This window comes from Congzhengia minquanensis (assembly GCF_014384785.1).
GTDB classification, from domain to species: domain Bacteria; phylum Bacillota; class Clostridia; order UBA1381; family UBA9506; genus Congzhengia; species Congzhengia minquanensis.
Map to the genome: position 1 here is coordinate 33541 of NZ_JACRSU010000005.1, position 17206 is coordinate 50746.

The 17206-nt window shown below is 42.0% G+C and carries 15 protein-coding genes and 2 tRNA genes; 5 read left to right on the top strand and 12 right to left on the bottom strand.

The window, feature by feature from the left end:
- The first annotated feature begins 241 nt into the window (after positions 1-241).
- Positions 242-433, top strand: coding sequence for a DUF6774 domain-containing protein (locus H8698_RS13440; protein WP_346726847.1), 192 nt, complete (start codon positions 242-244; stop codon positions 431-433).
- 74 nt (positions 434-507) lie between these two features.
- Here the strand turns inward: H8698_RS13440 and H8698_RS11700 are convergent, their stop codons facing one another.
- Genes H8698_RS11700 through H8698_RS11720 form a run of 5 tightly spaced genes read right to left on the bottom strand, consistent with a single transcriptional unit; the run spans position 508 to position 2177 of the window.
- The gene (locus tag H8698_RS11700) at positions 508-1251 is read right to left on the bottom strand and encodes a hypothetical protein (protein ID WP_249313676.1); all 744 of its coding nucleotides are present in this window, start codon (positions 1249-1251) and stop codon (positions 508-510) included.
- Positions 1252-1518, bottom strand: coding sequence for a hypothetical protein (locus H8698_RS11705; protein WP_249313677.1), 267 nt, complete (start codon positions 1516-1518; stop codon positions 1252-1254).
- Between the two features lie 5 nt (positions 1519-1523).
- On the bottom strand, positions 1524-1787 hold the full coding sequence (locus H8698_RS11710; RefSeq protein ID WP_249313678.1) for a hypothetical protein: 264 nt from the start codon (positions 1785-1787) through the stop codon (positions 1524-1526).
- A 17-nt stretch (positions 1788-1804) separates the two neighbouring features.
- Positions 1805-1972, bottom strand: coding sequence for a helix-turn-helix domain-containing protein (locus H8698_RS11715; protein ID WP_177680343.1), 168 nt, complete (start codon positions 1970-1972; stop codon positions 1805-1807).
- Positions 1956-2177 carry a hypothetical protein gene (locus H8698_RS11720; RefSeq protein ID WP_249313679.1) on the bottom strand — a complete coding sequence of 74 codons (222 nt, stop codon included), beginning with the start codon at positions 2175-2177 and terminating at the stop codon, positions 1956-1958. Before H8698_RS11720 ends, H8698_RS11715 begins: the two co-directional genes overlap by 17 nt.
- Positions 2178-2549: 372 nt before the next feature.
- Between H8698_RS11720 and H8698_RS11725 the strand changes: the two genes are divergently transcribed.
- The 3 genes from H8698_RS11725 to H8698_RS11735 are packed head-to-tail and all read left to right on the top strand — an operon-like array spanning position 2550 to position 4444.
- Positions 2550-2879, top strand: coding sequence for a helix-turn-helix domain-containing protein (locus H8698_RS11725; protein WP_177680345.1), 330 nt, complete (start codon positions 2550-2552; stop codon positions 2877-2879).
- 28 nt (positions 2880-2907) lie between these two features.
- Entirely contained in the window at positions 2908-3333 is a 426-nt protein-coding gene (locus H8698_RS11730; protein WP_249313680.1) for an ImmA/IrrE family metallo-endopeptidase, read from the top strand.
- Between the two features lie 16 nt (positions 3334-3349).
- Positions 3350-4444: a tyrosine-type recombinase/integrase gene (locus tag H8698_RS11735; RefSeq protein WP_249313681.1), complete on the top strand. Its 1095-nt coding sequence runs from the start codon at positions 3350-3352 to the stop codon at positions 4442-4444.
- Positions 4445-4575: 131 nt separating this feature from the next.
- Here H8698_RS11735 and H8698_RS11740 read toward each other — a convergent pair.
- The 4 genes from H8698_RS11740 to H8698_RS11755 all read right to left on the bottom strand — a co-directional run bounded on the left by H8698_RS11740 (position 4576) and on the right by H8698_RS11755 (position 11258).
- Positions 4576-4651 (bottom strand) — tRNA-Lys (locus tag H8698_RS11740).
- A 126-nt stretch (positions 4652-4777) separates the two neighbouring features.
- Positions 4778-8158: a carbohydrate-binding protein gene (locus H8698_RS11745; RefSeq protein WP_249313682.1), complete on the bottom strand. Its 3381-nt coding sequence runs from the start codon at positions 8156-8158 to the stop codon at positions 4778-4780.
- Positions 8159-8375: 217 nt separating this feature from the next.
- The gene (locus H8698_RS11750) at positions 8376-8570 is read right to left on the bottom strand and encodes an alpha/beta-type small acid-soluble spore protein (RefSeq protein ID WP_177680350.1); all 195 of its coding nucleotides are present in this window, start codon (positions 8568-8570) and stop codon (positions 8376-8378) included.
- A gap of 222 nt (positions 8571-8792) precedes the next feature.
- Positions 8793-11258 carry a hypothetical protein gene (locus H8698_RS11755; protein WP_249313683.1) on the bottom strand — a complete coding sequence of 822 codons (2466 nt, stop codon included), beginning with the start codon at positions 11256-11258 and terminating at the stop codon, positions 8793-8795.
- Between the two features lie 408 nt (positions 11259-11666).
- Between H8698_RS11755 and H8698_RS11760 the strand changes: the two genes are divergently transcribed.
- Positions 11667-11742 (top strand) — tRNA-Thr (locus H8698_RS11760).
- Positions 11743-11843: 101 nt separating this feature from the next.
- Here the strand turns inward: H8698_RS11760 and H8698_RS11765 are convergent.
- The 3 genes from H8698_RS11765 to H8698_RS11775 all read right to left on the bottom strand — a co-directional run bounded on the left by H8698_RS11765 (position 11844) and on the right by H8698_RS11775 (position 17069).
- The gene (locus tag H8698_RS11765) at positions 11844-12758 is read right to left on the bottom strand and encodes a nucleotidyltransferase family protein (RefSeq protein ID WP_249313684.1); all 915 of its coding nucleotides are present in this window, start codon (positions 12756-12758) and stop codon (positions 11844-11846) included.
- A 133-nt stretch (positions 12759-12891) separates the two neighbouring features.
- Positions 12892-15867, bottom strand: coding sequence for a carbohydrate-binding protein (locus H8698_RS11770; protein ID WP_249313685.1), 2976 nt, complete (start codon positions 15865-15867; stop codon positions 12892-12894).
- 89 nt (positions 15868-15956) lie between these two features.
- The gene (locus tag H8698_RS11775) at positions 15957-17069 is read right to left on the bottom strand and encodes an ABC transporter ATP-binding protein (RefSeq protein ID WP_249313686.1); all 1113 of its coding nucleotides are present in this window, start codon (positions 17067-17069) and stop codon (positions 15957-15959) included.
- Positions 17070-17206 lie beyond the last annotated feature (137 nt).

The following is a 17206-nucleotide window of genomic DNA, read 5'->3' on the forward strand; positions in this document are numbered from 1 at the left end:
ATTTCACACTCATGGCAGTAAGTTTGTCCGTCAAAGATATACGTGTCTTCCTTTCGGTCATTTTTCCCGCATTGGCCGCATTTTACCATTATTCCGCTCCTTTCACTCCACGCCGTAATCATCATATACTGATAGCAGTAGCTTCCAGCCGCTCATCTGCGCCGCAAGTGGCTTGTTTTGCGGGGAAGCCTTGCATGGGCGCCGTTTCCGAAATCAAAGATTTCGACGGGGCCGCAACGGGGTGATTTTTTTGAATCCATGTGAATTAGTAACTTTAATATCTTCTCTTGCCTGTGCCATCTCCAAAACATTCAGTCCAGAAGATACGGCCATCCTCGCCGCAGTCTTTACTCAGCTGGGAGATTCCCTCGCTACTATCCTTGCCGCTGGGGAATTGTGTGAAAACGATGAGGAGGGCGACAGCCAAAACTAAAACGGCAATTCATCTTTATCCGCCGCCGGCAAACCAACAGGCCGCACCCAAAACAATCCATCTTTACTGTATTTTTACACATATTTCCTACCTCTTGCTGTCTTGTCCGCTTCTTCCACAATCACGTCTGCCGATTCTGTAATATTTAAAAACGCCGCCCGAACACCTTCTAACGCACAGTCCTTTCCCACAGCGCAAAGTCCGAGCACCGCAAGTCCTTTTATGTTCCGCGCCTGCATCTGAATCTCAGAAAAAACGCCGCCCTCCAAAATGCCACGCATTTCCTCACACAAACATTCACACCGCTCTTTTGCCTGTTCCAACTCTCCCTCAAAGCCCACAATCATCTCTGTATAGTCCGCAACCGCCTTATTGTGCTCCGCCAAAATACGCTGTTTTTCTCCTTTTGCGTCTTTTAATTGCTGCTCCAACTGTTTGATATATATATCATCAATTGATTCTTTCGCCTTCTTGCTTTTTTTACCCCGCAAATCATACTTTGCAATCTGTTTCGATATGGCAGTCGTCCCTGTCCCAAACCGCTCCGCAATTTCGTCAAGCGTCAGCCTGTCCAAAACATACCCGCGCAGCCGTTCAATGTTTTCCTCGTTCCACTCGACCCTGCCGGCAGCTGGCCTGCGAAATTCTTTATATCGCTTACTCGTTACGTCCTCCGGCAGCGGAACACCATTTTTTTGCAAAACCCCAACAATATCTGCCGGGCTGCACAGATTCAGGTCTGCTAAAATTCCAATCTGTGCGGCCTTGTCAGCGCTTTCACTATAATCTTTTACAATTTCGAACTCCGTCATTTCCATCTATTGCTCTCCTTCAACAATGAAAAAAACTGATTCTTCTCGCATTTTCGGTTCTTTCAAACGCTTGTTTGCTTCTGACGTGCGATATGTAACGCCGCTTTTCCGCACTTCATAAATTTCCGGCTCTGTTTTTTGACACGACGAAATTAAGTTTGCAAACAAAGCAAACAAAAATGCAAACACCACCAGTTTCACCATGTTCTTCACACCTTTTTCAAACCGTTTCCCGCCAACGCGACAATATAAATCTCTCAAATACTTTTTCACAGTAATCAACCTTTCTTAATTTCTTCCTGCACAGCGGCCTCCGCGTCCTCTGCCATACTGCGCCAGCCAAACATCTTAACCGCAGGCTCCACTTCCTCCATGGGCGCAAACAGCGCCGACTGCCGCTCCTTGTTAAATAACACCAACTCAAACCGCGCCGGCAGAAACGGATTTTCCTGCTTTAACACGCGCTTCCCTAAAAGAATATATTTTTTCTCTTTATAAAGCACAGCTTTTCCCAAATTCAGCCTAATCTCCGGGTAGTCCAAACCACTCACCTCCCGTTTCACTCATCAAACGTCGCTTCCCATTCCTCAAGCTTCGCAAGTTCAATCTTCCATCGACCCTCAATCTTCCTGGCCGGAAATCCCTTCCTGTGCATCAACTCATAAGCCTTTGTCTGACCAATTCCATACATCTGCATAAATTTTTTCAAACTAATGTACTTCGGCATTTTTATTCGCTCCTTCCCACTCTTTTAAAATGTTCCCCACAAGGTCAAGCACAACCGCGCTCTGTGGCGTGCGCTTATACCCGGTAATATAACTCGACAATAACTGCGGTTTCAAATGATAGCCATATTTTTTCAGTTCTTCCAGCAAATCAAGCTGCGTTCTGCCAAGTTCCAGCAGCTTTATTTTAATCGCTTTTCCCGTCATGGCTTTTCTCCTTTCGTCTTTTATGATTAATTTATCAATAAACCATTTTAAGGTAAAAACAAGATAACGCGCTTAGGTAGAGTTTGCATGATGATTTAAAGGGGGAGTGTCACCATGCGCCGTGTCGGGATTAACACTTTTGTTTTTACAAATTTCAGCGCGTTATCCTATTTTTCCTGTAACCATCATTGACAAAATTTTTACGCTGTGCTATAGTAAAGGTGCGAATCAATAAAATAACACTTACCCGCTATCAAAAGCGGTGCGTTTTCGTTTGCTCTTTGGTGGGTACAGGTACATTATATAGGATTTCCTAAATAGTGTCAATACATTATTTAGGATTTCCTTAATATTGTGAGAGGTGACTAAATTATGTATGATAATTTTGTGAAAATCGTACAAGAAAAAGGACTTACTGCGTATCGAGTTGCTAAAGATACCGGCATATCTCCTACCGTCTTTAGTGATTGGAAAAGTGGGAAATCATCTCCCAAAATAGACAAAATAAAAAAAATTGCTGACTATCTGAATGTTTCCGAAGACTACCTTATGGGGAATACAGATAATCCACAGCCAATCGATGAACAGTTGTCCGGCGTTGACTTTGCCCTTTACGGGGAAGTAAAAGAAATGACAGAAGAAGAAAAACAAGATGTATTAGACTACATCAGATATAAAAAATTAAAAAAGAAAAACTCTTAAACTATTTGTATAATTCGGGGGGATTAATATGAATTTATATGAGTTATATGAGATTGCGGACGAGAACGCAATCAATGTAGATTATTTTCCAATGCGGCAAGCTGTGTCTATATCCATTCCTGATTCTATTGCAATTGATATAGATAAAATTGAAACTTGCCGTGAAGAAAAAGCCGTGCTTGCCCACGAACTGGGCCACTGCATGACAGGTTCTTTCTACACAATCAGCACAATTGATAACCGGGGGAGAATGGAAGAAAGAGCGAACCGGTGGGCAATAAAAACACTACTTCCCTTTTCGAAACTGAACGAGGCAGTTGTGAGCGGCATCTACGAAACCTACGACTTAGCCGACTACTTCGAACTTCCCGAATTGTTTATAAAAACAGCCTTAAATTATTATTTAAACTGCTGCGGATTAACATTCAATCATAATTCTTTAACAAAAGTATAATTGTAGAGGAATTTTTATGCCGAAATCAAAATATAAAAAACGTGCAGACGGCAGATATGTCAAACAAATTAAAATTGGATTCCAGGATAACGGCAAACCCAAATATAAAAATATCTATGCAAAAACAATTCCCGAGTTGGAAAATAAAATTTCAGAGTTTAAATCACAGCTAAATAAAGGAATTCTTGTTGACGATAAAAACATCACCCTGGGACAATGGGCTCATCAGTGGCTTTCAACCTATAAAAACGACGCAAGCTATAACACCTACGCCGCTTACGAAGGCTGCATCCGGCGTTATCTGCTGAAAATGCAAATCGCAAATTTAAAAATATCAAAAATAACGCCCATCCAATTACAGCAAGCCGTTAACCAACTAACAAACAAAGGTTTAACACGCTCAACCGAATTGTTTGTTCTGTGCCTACACCAAATCTTTGCTGCTGCCACAGAAAACGATTTAATTTTTAAAGACCCGTCAAAAAGTATCAAAGCACCGAAATTTCACAAAAAGGAAAAACGGGCCCTAACAGAAGAAGAAAAAAACGCCATAAAAAATGCAGACTACACGCCCAAAGAGCGCGCCTTTGTTATGATTGGATGGCAGGCAGGCCTCCGCCGTGGAGAAATCCTCGCACTGCGTAAAAGAAATATTGATTTTAAAAAAGGAATCATTCACGTAAAAGATAATTTAATCTTTAAAGAAAATGTATCAGAAATCAATCATTACACAAAAACAGACGCCGGTGTCCGAGATGTCCCAATGCCAAAAAGCCTAAGCGACTTCTTGAAAACATATGTCACCTCCTGTGACGACTACCTGTTCACCACACAAAACGGCCAAATCGCCACAAAATCCATGCTCCGGCGTATGTTTTCATCCATTCAGAAAAAAACATCATACTATATGAATGACGGAATGAAACCAACTTTCACCGCACATACGTTAAGACATACTTACGCCACAACACTATACTACGCCGGAATCGATGTCAAAACCGCCCAATACCTGTTGGGCCATAAAAGCATCACCGTAACGCTCGACATCTACACACACCTCGAACGTAGTGATGCCGACATAACAGAAAAACTTACATCCGCTTTCCAATAATCAGTCAAATATTCAGTCAAAAAAATCAGTCAAACATATTTATTCAGTCAAAATTCAGTCAAACACCATTTTTTAACCGAACGACAAAAATAACAAAACCCCGCAAGCCTTACGGCTGCGGGGTTTTCTGGTGGTACACCATCGGGGGCTCGAACCCCGGACACCCTGATTAAGAGTCAGGTGCTCTACCAACTGAGCTAATGGTGCATATAGATAAAATTAAACCACTCAACGAGAATTTATTATATCATATTTATTTTAATTTGTAAAGTATTTTTTTCATATTTTTTGAAGAAACCGTCCCGCATTTGCGGGACGGTTCTCATTAACTGTTTATTTTGTTTTCCATTCAGGCGAAGCAGACGTATATGTCGCCGCACCTTCTATTGGTTTTATGTTGATTAGGTTTCCCCAAACCATGACTTTTGCAGTATCGGGTGAAGAGTTATAAGGAACACCAACTACAACGTTTTGCTTTTCATTAATGCTGGTGGTCACAACACCCACAAGCTGGTTGTCTTGATAAAGCGCTGTGATCACTGTACCTGTAACGGTTTTTCCGAAATCAACCTCAAATGTTGCTTTTGAGGCCGCCGTATCAAGCGTAATTACGTTGCCTGTACTTTTGGCAAATGTCAGCGCAAACACCCTTACAGTACCGCCGGCGCTGGATTTTTTAGAAATCGTAACCGTGTGTTTTCCTTTTTCCAGATAGATTGCCTCTGTCGAAGACAATTTAGTTGTACTGCCTGATGTTCCCGACAATTCATACGTAACATCATCAATGACATAATGAAATACCGTCTGGTTTTCAGGATTGGTATAATAAAGACCATAGTTATAATATCCGCTTTCCTCCACTGTTACGTCAAAGGTATATTCCGCACTTCCTTCCACAACAATGTTTCGCAAATCGGAGTAAATACCAACGGTAAGCTTACCGCCCTGCCCGTCCTGATGAGGGAAATACCATCCGTTGGATAAATTTCTCCAGCTTGAATGGTTCCATGCGGGAATAATCGTTTCATTTGTTATATCTGTTGAAATAGGGCCATCCGTGCGCTGCAGTTCCATATTGTGAATCTCGGCAAAATTGCCGTCTAATACATGGATAATAAACTCATGCTCTCCTGCATTTAAATAAATAGGATTCGAAAGCCGTTTCAATTTTACCGGCAACGAGTCTCTTATGTTATTCGGATTGGAAGTATCCTGATACATTTTTGTGGTAACATCATTACCATCTATCGAAATTGTAAAGGAATTCTGATACATCATTGCATTTGCATACATGGTATAATACCCGCCGTCTGCAATGTTCAGCTTAAATTGATATTCTCCGGGACCGGTTATGGTATATACACCGTTATCAGGATCCACCACTGCGGTTCCTCCCAAAATAACGCCGTAATCTAATCCAATTGCTGTTCGAATTGATCTTGCAGGCACATCAATTGTCGTACCCTGCGCAACATCATCTGAATGTTCACAAAGCAAAAGCCTAGCAATTCCTACTCCCGCCGTATTTGACGTAATGGTGATAGTATGCGGCCCCTCTGCAATATCTTTTGCTTCAAAAATTTTTCCAAGCTGGTTTATGGTAACAGTTTGCGGAGCCTCCTCGTCCACTACATATGTCACAGACGCATTCTGGGGTACAGCGCTTTCTATCATCTTTAAATCCGCCGAATCAAACGCCCCGGATTTAAATTTGAACGTAACACTTTCTCCCGCATTCAGGTTAATCATTCTTCCAGAGGTAGAGCCGGTAATAGAAGAAATGGAGGTTCCATTAAATTCTGCAGGCAATGTTGTTGCATCAATTATATTAGACTCTGTCGAGGGGTCAATTAAAATTTCTTTAAAATAAAATCCGGCAATTTTCGGTGTCGCAGGGTGGTCAAACCGAATTGTTTGGTTTCCTGCGCCAAGATATACCGACGGCATAGTAAAGATAAGGTCGTCTGCCGTGTTGTTGCTATAGGGCACTGTGCCAATCAGGGTTCCATTTACAGAATATTTTAACTGTTCATTAATTTCTTTTATTTCTTCACTGTCTTTTACCGGCCCGCCTGAAGGATAAGTATTCGCAACAATCTTAACACTATACAGCCCCGGTGTTTTCACATCTAAACTATATTCAATCCATTTTCCGTTGTCTAAGTGCAAACTAATAGGAAAAGTTTCGCGGCGGCTGCTTAACAGCTCGCTGTTAAAGTCGCCAATTAAGGCGTATCCGGGAGTTGGCATATTCTTCGCCTGGTCGGTGTTATTTAAATGGCCGTCGTCCATGTCAGAGACATTAACGGCGTAATGAGATGGAATTGAGGTTTTTCCGTTCACAGGCAGATCTACACACATCACGTCGATATAATCAATGTCAATTGCTGCGCCGTTAGAAGCTACAGTCAGTTCATATTTTACGTCCTGCTCCAACAGAACTGGCAGTGTGGTAGATTTACCAACTTTAACATATTGCTTCCCTGCTAACAGTTTATCGTTATATGCAAAAACATTCTCCATGCTGGATTTATTAATGATTGCTGTTGAAATCGTCCCTGCATAATCCTTTGTTTTATACACATAAAAAATATAATTTCCAGAAACGGGCACCGAAAATTCAACCACCTTTAAAGCTCCGTCCTCAATGGTTTTTGTAGCGGCGTCTATCTCAATTCTGGTCAAGTTATTGTCAACGTTTACAATTTTGTCGTTACTCTCAACAACTTCTTCAAACAAAATATGTTTTACATAGGTGCCAAAACCGTTTGATGTAATTTTTAATGTGTGGGTTCCCTCAGGAATAAAGATTGTCCCTGGATTATGCCAATGATCAGGTAAATGATCGTTCGTACCGCCATTCGCTTTACACGGAATGGTATCTTCATGTGTATAAATTTCTGTATCATCGAAAAATAACGCCATAGAACCGCTTTTATCCTCTGTAGCTTCGGTTGAAACATTATACGCATAATAGTTGGCCAAAATAGACAGGTTGTAATTCCCTGCTTTCGTTACGTTTAATGTATAAACGCCGTTGGTGCCGCCATTAAAATGAATTTTTCTTGTTATTGCATAGGGGGCGGAGAGGGTAGCATCTGACAAATCACCCCAATAATCATAGCCGGCAATCAAATCATGATTATCACCTGCACACATTTCACCATTAATATGTCCATAATATCCCACGTAGGAATATGTTGTATAGTCCCCGGGATATATGGCGCGTTTGCCGCCATTCAGCGTGACATCGGTGCATTTAATATCAATGTAAGGAATTGTTGCAGCAACGCTTGACGTTACGGTCACAGTACACGCGCCGGCATATAAAGCTGCTGATTCAGACTTCCCTGCGACTGCGCCTATTCTGGAATATGTATTTTTATAACCGTCCGATTCAGTTTTCAGATCTCCCACGCTGAGAGCAACCGGGTCACCGCCCGTAACTTCTGCAGTCTGTGCAAAATCTGCTTGAATCGCAGTTTTTACAGGACCGGTCTGCCCAACAAAAATTGCATAATCTCCTGCGGCAGGAATATCGACGGTAAAGCTTCTTGCAACACCTGCCTCAAATGCAGGTTCTGTGTTTTCAATTCGGATGAAATTATCACTTAAATACTTTACATCATATTCGTCAGCCGCAGAAACTTGTGGTATAACCATACTTAAAAATACAATAGAAAATACCAAAACTGTTGATAAAATCTTTTTCATGGCTTTCTCTCCTTACATTTAGTAATTTTAAATCATATACCATTGTTTTTTATTATAACATATGTACAAATATAATAAAAGTCTAAAAAAATAAAAATTTAATATTTAGCAGTTTCACCAAAACCGAGGTACAAAAATTGTGAAAAATAATTAAAATAAAAAGGGCGTTTTGTAAAACGCAAATTTTACAAAACGCCCCAAAACTCTGTTTTTATGCTTATTTCATGCTGTTTTCGTAAGCTTCGATCATCTTTTTAACCATCATACCGCCTACAGAACCGGCTTCTCTAGCTGTGATATCGCCGTTATAGCCCTGTTTTAAGTTAACGCCAACTTCCTGCGCAACCTCCATCTTAAATCTGTCAAGAGCTTCTTTTGCTTCAGGTACAACTGCTTTGTTGTTGCTTGTCATAATTAAACACTCCTTTTTTCAAATATTTGCGACAATTTAACTCCTTGTCACAACCTTATTTTGTTCCATATTCACTTGATAATACAAGGAAAAGTCTGTATATTTTTACAAATTTTAATTGAAAAAAGCGTTCATTATATTTTAAGCAAATACTGCAGTTTTAAACAACAAAAAGGCGGTTCTAATTAACAGAACCGCCTTTTTTAAACAACTTATTTTTAATTACTGAAACTTAATTACATAATAACTATCCGGAGCGCCTTCACTGATTACCTTAATGAACATTGCTTTACCGGAAAGACCATCCTCTGTCCAGAGGTTTACAAAGCCTTTTTCACTCCAGTTTACATCAAAGTTCGGCGTGCCTTCAAAGTATTCGTTTTCTCTTGCATCGCAGTTTACTGCTAAAGCTTCATAGTCTTTGCTTTCAGGTGTATCAGTTGCTTCGCCGATTGCATACTCAAATTTTATACCGTCATCATCAACCGGTCCTTTACCCCAGAGACGCATATACTTTTCTGATGAATCAGGTGTTACTGTATATTCTTTTGTTTCCGGCGTAAAGCCTTCAATTTCAAAACCTGATGTTTCAAAGTAAGAAACCTCTGCTGCAGGAAGAACAATTTCAAATGAATAAATGGTTTCTTCACTTGCTGCATTCGTCAGCTTAATTTTAACTGACGTCACCTTACCTCTTTCTAAATCGAAGTAGAACGCATTTTCTTTATTTGCAGATTCAAATGCACCATTATCAATGCTGTATTCGATTTTTACGCCTGCATCAGCATATCCTGCAATTACATAATTATCATAACCAATTGATGCTTTAATGTCTTTATATTCTTTCGTATCCGCATCAAAGTCTGCTACTTTAAAGCCATCTGTAAAGATTGCATTCAGCTTCGCATCACCTGTGGAAATCGGTGTGTAAACCGCATTAACTGTTGTTGTTGTTGTAATGTCTTCTTTGACATCCCAAGCTCCGGTGAATCCTGCTTTAGAAGGTACTTCGGGGAACTCGGATACTGCTACTTTTTCCCCTACATTCTTCGTAATTGTGTTAACCGTCACACCGTCAGCCACAAAAGTTACCGTAAACTGTTCTACCGGCTTCGGTGTAGAATTTGGATAGCCAAATACAATATTCATTGCAGGACGGGTATATGTATCGTCTGATACACCAAACTCGCCGTCTCCTGTCTTTATAAACAATGGAGATGTTGTACCTGTCTGTACTTTTACTGTTGCCGGGTCTACGTCATAGCCTATCGTAAACGTATTCTCGTCAAAGTCCCCTACTGTCTTGCCTGATACAGGTTTGAATACAAAACAACCAAGCTCCGCTGGTATATCTTCTGCATTTAATCCATCTGCATCAATTGCCTCTCCACTGTTCCATACTGTAAACACATAATTTTGACTTAAATCAAAACCCTGTGTCGCTGCAGATGCACCTGTTTCACTTTGCCAGTATGTTGTATAGAATGGTTTGTCTCCTTCTGCTGCTGCTCTCCATTCCTTCGCTTTCTTGTCATATGCCTGGAGCTCTACTTTTGTGCTGTCGTATTTAATGTAGAACTGACCTGCTGCTCCTGATTTCGTATTCTCCAACGATATCGTCAGAGGGAATAAACCAGCATATGTCGTTTCATTCCAGTCTTCTTTCGAAAACAACTGTTTACCATCTGCTTCATTTCCATCACTGTTCTCCGTAGGTCCTGCCGTTATTACATATGCGGGTGCATTCGGGTCTGGCTTGTCTGGTTCATCAGGAATTTTTGTATATACCGGCCTTACCGTTGCTGCTGCTGTAATATTGGTCTTTACGTCCCATTCTCCTGTGTAACCTTTCTTTTCAGGTACCACTGGAAAATCCGCAACCGCAAGCGTTTCTCCAACTTTCTTTTCATATGTCTGATATGTAGAACCATCTTCATTTAAGAATGTTACTATGTATTTTGCTACCGGTGTAGAATTTGGATAGCCAAATACAATATTCATTGCAGGACGGGTATATGTATCGTCTGATACACCAAACTCGCCGTCTCCTGTCTTTATAAACAATGGAGATGTTGTACCTGTCTGTACTTTTACTGTTGCCGGGTCTACGTCATAGCCTATCGTAAACGTATTCTCGTCAAAGTCCCCTACTGTCTTGCCTGATACAGGTTTGAATACAAAACAACCAAGCTCCGCTGGTATATCTTCTGCATTTAATCCATCTGCATCAATTGCCTCTCCACTGTTCCATACTGTAAACACATAATTTTGACTTAAATCAAAACCCTGTGTCGCTGCAGATGCACCTGTTTCACTTTGCCAGTATGTTGTATAGAATGGTTTGTCTCCTTCTGCTGCTGCTCTCCATTCCTTCGCTTTCTTGTCATATGCCTGGAGCTCTACTTTTGTGCTGTCGTATTTAATGTAGAACTGACCTGCTGCTCCTGATTTCGTATTCTCCAACGATATCGTCAGAGGGAATAAACCAGCATATGTCGTTTCATTCCAGTCTTCTTTCGAAAACAACTGTTTACCATCTGCTTCATTTCCATCACTGTTCTCCGTAGGTCCTGCCGTTATTACATATGCGGGTGCGTCTGCACTTGGCTCCGCAGATACAAGATTTAAACTGCACATGGTGCTCAAAATCATCATGAACGCCAATAAAACTGCAAGTTTTTTCTTCATTTCATTACCTCTCCTTTACTAATTTAATTTTAATAAAATAATTGTGCGGCTTTTTTGCCGCAACTCGTCCGAAAGGACGAAAACATTTTTACGCATCACTCTCTTTTCGCTTTTGTAAATTTTATTTCATTTTCATATAAAATTTTGAAAGCCATATGTATGGATACGCTTCGTACAAATATTTCTAAAATAAATATGATATATTTATACAATATTAATTATAACTGGTAAAATCAAAAAAATCAATAGTAATATGAAAGATTTTTTGATTTTTTTTTTGTGCAAGTTGTATAAAACTACATATAGTATATTTATGACAATATATTCACAAATTACATGCAAAAAAATGAAAAAAAGTCTTTACAATTCGCTGAAATTGTGGTAAAATAACATTCGTCAGTAAAAAATGCTGCTGTGGCACAGTAGGTAGCGCAACGCCTTGGTAAGGCGTAGGTCGGCGGTTCAAGTCCGCTCAGCAGCTCCATCGGCAAATGCCGCATTTTTAACGCATCTGCTTTTAAGCAGATGCGTTTTTTATTGCATAAGGGAGAACCCTTGCGGTTCTCCCTTTTCTTTATAACACAACTACATCAGCTTTTCCGGATAAACGCCGGCTTCAACCAGTTTTTTAAAGGATTCAACCACAACCGGCGCGTCTTCTTTATATGTAACGCCAAACCACTTGTCGTTCGTTTCCAAAAGTTTAACGCTGGCCTTTCCAGATTTTATCATATCGTCGATGATGGTAGGAAGCAGATATTCAGATTTCATGTCTCCCGGTTTCACCTTAGACAAAAAGTGAATAAAGTCTTCTTCCAGACAGTCAATAAACTCCGGTGTAAGCCCCCAAAAATTCATAGACACATAGCTTTCAGCATCAATAGGTACAAGCGTACCATCCTCTGCCGGCACCGCTGCACCGCCGGGGATTTTGGTAATATCGGAAGTTTCCACAACGTCTACCAACATGTTATTTTCATCAACCGTGCAAATGCCGCGGGTAACACCGCCATTGTCGCTGAGCGTATTTTTTAAAATGAAGCCGGCCATGCAGTAGTTGGACGAATTTTTTCTTGCTTCTTCAGAAACCAGGTAATCATGCACCCGGACAAAGGCCTCTTTTCCATAGTAGTCGTCTGCATTAATAACGACAAAGGGGGTTTTAACAATTCCCTTGCAGGAAAGAATTGCGTGACCGGTTCCCCATGGCTTTTTCCGTTCTGCCGGCGTTTTATAACCTCCAGGAAGATTCTCCAGTTCCTGAAATGCATAGGAAACATCACAAATTTTTTCAATTCGATTGCCGATAACCTCACGAAAATCCTTTTCTAAATCGTGGCGGATGATAAAGACAATTTTATTAAACCCTGCCTCCAATGCGTCATGAATTGAGTAATCCATAATAATTTCACCGCTGGGGCCCACAGGTGCAAGCTGTTTGATTCCGCCCCCGAACCGGGATCCGATGCCCGCTGCCATAATTACTAATGTTGTGTCCATTAATTTGCCTCTTTTCTCATTAAATTTCGGATTCTATTATACCACAGCACAACGCCGTTTTCAAGTTAATTTTTCCAGCGAAAAAGAAAAACCGCATTGCGGAGTGCACACCGCAATGCGATTATATGATACTTTATTTTACAATCCAGTTGTCGTCTGTGTTTAAAACCGTAATATTTTTTACAAGAGGCGTAACGTCCGTCAGATTGTTCCAAATAAACAGCTTTGCCGAATCCGGCTGACCGCCGGTATAGGGCACGGTTTCTGAAACAGCTGTGTCCTCCTCAGTGACCGGAATTGAAACAACGCCCACCAATTCCTCGCCGCTGTAAACTGCCATAACCACAACGCCCTCGGCAGGTGCTTCTATAGCGAAATCAAAGGTACAGGTGCCGGCAGAAGCGTTTATCATTACAGCGTTGCGGCTGTCCGCCTTTTCAAATTCAACGGCTGCAATCCGCGTTGTGCCGGCCGCAGGATTTGCGGCAATGACTTGAACCGTATGATAGCCCGCCGGCAAATAGACTGTTTCATCAAACGTTTGTGCTGTGTATGCTGCTAACGGGCAGGAATAGCTGATGGAATTTGAAGCCGCCCCGCCGTCCACACTTAATTTTATTCCAGTTGCAGTTTTTGCGTCGCCGCTATTGTCATTGTTCAGCAAGAGGCGGACGTTATAAAAACCGGCTTTTTCTACATTCAGCGCATAGGTAAAATCCACGCCGGAATGGAACACGGCATTGTCGTAGGTTTCGCCGTCTACCTTATATTGGTCACCCCAAACCTGGTAGCCAAACCACCAGCCCTTGTTGTTAATATTTCCGGTTTTATATTCCCTTGCGCCAAAGCGCGTAATGCCGCTTGGCGATAAAATCTTATCAATTCTTCTGATTTCAAGCTTAGAAAAGACGCCGCCGTTTGCATATTCCAGCCGAAACGTATGCTCGCCCTGGTCCAACGTTACAGAATCCTCAACGATTCTCATCTCGCGTCTATCGGTGTGTGTAGCCAAGTTCCCCGTTTCTGCATACATAGGGTCAGTTTTGTTAACCCCGTCCACAATCGCCTGCGCGCTTCCCGGGGCACCCTGTGTGGAAGTCAGGAAAAACATATAGTCGCCCTTTTCCGAAATATTGAGTTTAAACTCTGCAAAACCATTGTTTTCAAACGCAACGTCTGCGCCGGAAATAGAGGTGCCGGAGCTGTTCACTGCCGCCGCAAAGGGAATTTTCGTTTTTCCGCTGGCTGCTACGTCCACCGCAGCAGCGGGAACTTTTTCAAGTTCAATTGCAAACAGTCTGGTGTCCGCCTGCACACCGGAGGTCTTTTTAAACGTGAGCGCGTGCGTTCCTGCCGTTAAATAAACCGCATTGTCAAATGGGTGTTTTGTCACCGCCGCGGCGGTCGTAAAGGTTGCAGTTCCTGACGCCGCATCTGACCCGTCTGCATAAACAGACCAAACCAGGCTTTTGCCGGCCGAACCGTTTAGGTATAGGCTCATGTCATACCAGCCTGTCTCATTCACATTTACTTTATAGGTAATTAATGCTCCCGATGTATTATTGCAGGCAATAATATTATAATAGGTGCTGCCTGCAATGTTGAAACTACCGCCTTGAAGAACCTGTCCGGCGGGCGACCACCAGTCGTTGCCGGATACGTAATCAATAAAATCATATCTTGCTGCAATCACTGTCTTACCGGTTGGTTTTACGGCAATGTCCGTGCGTTTTACACAAGCCTGCCAAACTTCCGTGTCAACCGTGAAAGAAAGTGTTATGCTGTGGGTGCCTGCTTCAAGCTCTTTTCCCGAAACGAGCGTCCAGGGCATTTGTTTCGTCATCTGGCTGCTTGCCGCATTGGTTATATACATTGCATGTGTATCGTTCTGAGTACTTCCGTCAAAATACGTCTCGATACCGCCAAGAGCAGATTTTGCTTCCAGCAAGACAGAATAGGTTCCTGTTTCCAAAATATCAAACGTATATGTCACATCTGTCCCGGCGAGAAATTTTAACGCTTTGCTTTTGCCTCCCACCAGACCGTTTGCCGTGTTGCTTGAAGCAGATCCAACCGAAACATTTTCCTGTGGTGTGACGTCTGCATATTCATTCAACGCCAAGAACGTAGTCCCTTCGGCATTTACTGTTAAAGCGTCTTTCCGTTCGGCAGTCAGTCCGTCGAAATATCCTTCGCCGGATAAATTCAGAAAATAAATATCATTTGCGCCGGCGTTTAAATAAACTGCCGGGAACGATTTCGACACAACGCCCGTGTCGCTGTCTTTCAGATAGCAAATTTCACCGACCTTGTCGGAGTCTTCTAAACCATTTGCGTACAGCGAAACCATGTTGCTGTTGTTATAGATGCTGAGGCTGGGCGTGAACGTATAGTAGCCTGCTGTTTGCACGTCTAAGGTATATTTTAAATATTTAGAGCTAGTAAAATATACGCCTCTAAACGATTTCACCGGGCTAGTCAACTGGGAAGAGGTATAGTCGCCCACCAGTGGGTATCCTTCCGGAACGGCTTTCCGTCCGCCGGACATCTGCTGGTCAACGTGCACGGTTCCAACATTTGCATCAATCCAGTCCGACGGGGAAAGAGATACCTTGTCAGATAAAATGGAAAGCTCAAGCTTCCTGACATCAATGTAATTTACCGTTGCATTTTCAGAAAACGAAAGGCTTATGGTATAGAGTTTGCCCGCTTCAAGGGCAAGATTATCTTCACCAGTAACCAATTCCGACGTCGTGTCACTTGTAGTTTGCTTGCCGTAGAATCGCACATAGGCCGGATTACTGTAGTTTTGCACACAGTAGTGCGTAAAGCTAGCAATTGCTGAGGAGCCATCCGACACCTGAACCGTTGCTGTTGATGCGCCATTGTTTTTTAATGCAAAGAGCGCATAGGTTCCACTTTCGGCCGGGGTGAATGTAAAGGAACGCGCCGTGTCTTTTGCGAAGGCACCGTCAGAAAGTTCAATTCTTAAAAAGCCGTTATCCAGGGTTTTCACCGTATCCCCCTCCGCGCTTATCTGCATAGAAACCATCGCATTCAGCACAAGAATTGCCGCAGCCGTAAAAATTGTAAAAAATCTTTTTTTCACAGTAATTTCTCCTCTCTCCCTATAGTGAAACAAACAGGAGGAAAAGGCCCTCCTGTTTGTTTATTTTTGCGTTTTAAATATAAAAAAACTTAGTTTAAAATTGCAAGTTCTGTTTCCTTATCAAATAAGTGCACCCGGTTCATGTCAAACGCAACTTTAATATCGTCTCCAGCTTTTGCTGTAGATCTCGGATCAACTTTGGCAATAAAGGATGCGCCTTCAATCGTAAGGTGAAGCAGGGTTTCTGAACCCATCAGCTCTGTTACTTCAACATGCGCATCTACAACGCTAGTGGGTGCGGAGCTTAAATAAACTTCCTCATCGCGGATATTTTCCGACCTTACGCCCATAACAACCTGCTTGCCGATATATCCCTTGTCAATAATTTTTGAAGCTCTGCCGTCAGGGAACTTAACAGAAGCTTTCCCAAACGTAAAGTAAACGCCGTCTTCTTTCTTTTCCAATGTGCCATCAACAAAATCCATAGTCGGGCTACCGATGAAGCCGCCGACAAACATATTTACAGGATTGTCGTAAAGCACCTGAGGCGAGTCAATCTGCTGGATAATACCGTCTTTCATAACAACGATACGGCTTCCCATTGTCATAGCCTCTGTCTGGTCGTGGGTAACGTAGATAAAGGTTGTTTGCAGTCTTTTATGTAATTTGTTGATTTCTGCTCTCATCTGTCCGCGGAGTTTTGCGTCAAGGTTTGAGAGCGGCTCATCCATTAAGAACACCTTCGGTTCACGGACGATGGCACGTCCCAATGCAACCCTCTGGCGCTGACCGCCTGACAAAGCCTTCGGCTTTCTGTCTAACAAATGTTCAATGTCCAGAATTCTTGCTGCTTCTGTAACTCTCTGCTTAATCTGCTCTTTCGGCATTTTACGAAGTTTTAAACCAAACGCCATGTTGTCAAACACCGTCATGTGCGGATACAGGGCGTAGTTCTGGAAAACCATTGCAATGTCCCTGTCTTTCGGGGGCGTTTCATTCATCAGTTTGTCGTCAATATAAAGTTCGCCTTCAGATATATCTTCCAAACCGGCAATCATACGAAGCGTTGTTGATTTACCGCAGCCGGAAGGGCCAACAAGAACGATAAATTCCTTGTCTTCAATATCTAAATTGAAATCACCAACAGCGGTAACACCACCTGGATATCTTTTGTAAATGCCTTTGAGATTAAGTCCTGCCATTTTTTAACTACCTCCAAATTTAACTTTCACTTTATTTCACATAAAATTAGTAACAAATTAATTATACCATAATTCCAGCCCGATTGTTAGGCCATTATTGAACAAAATTTTGGCAATTTATTTGGTTAGTTTGCATA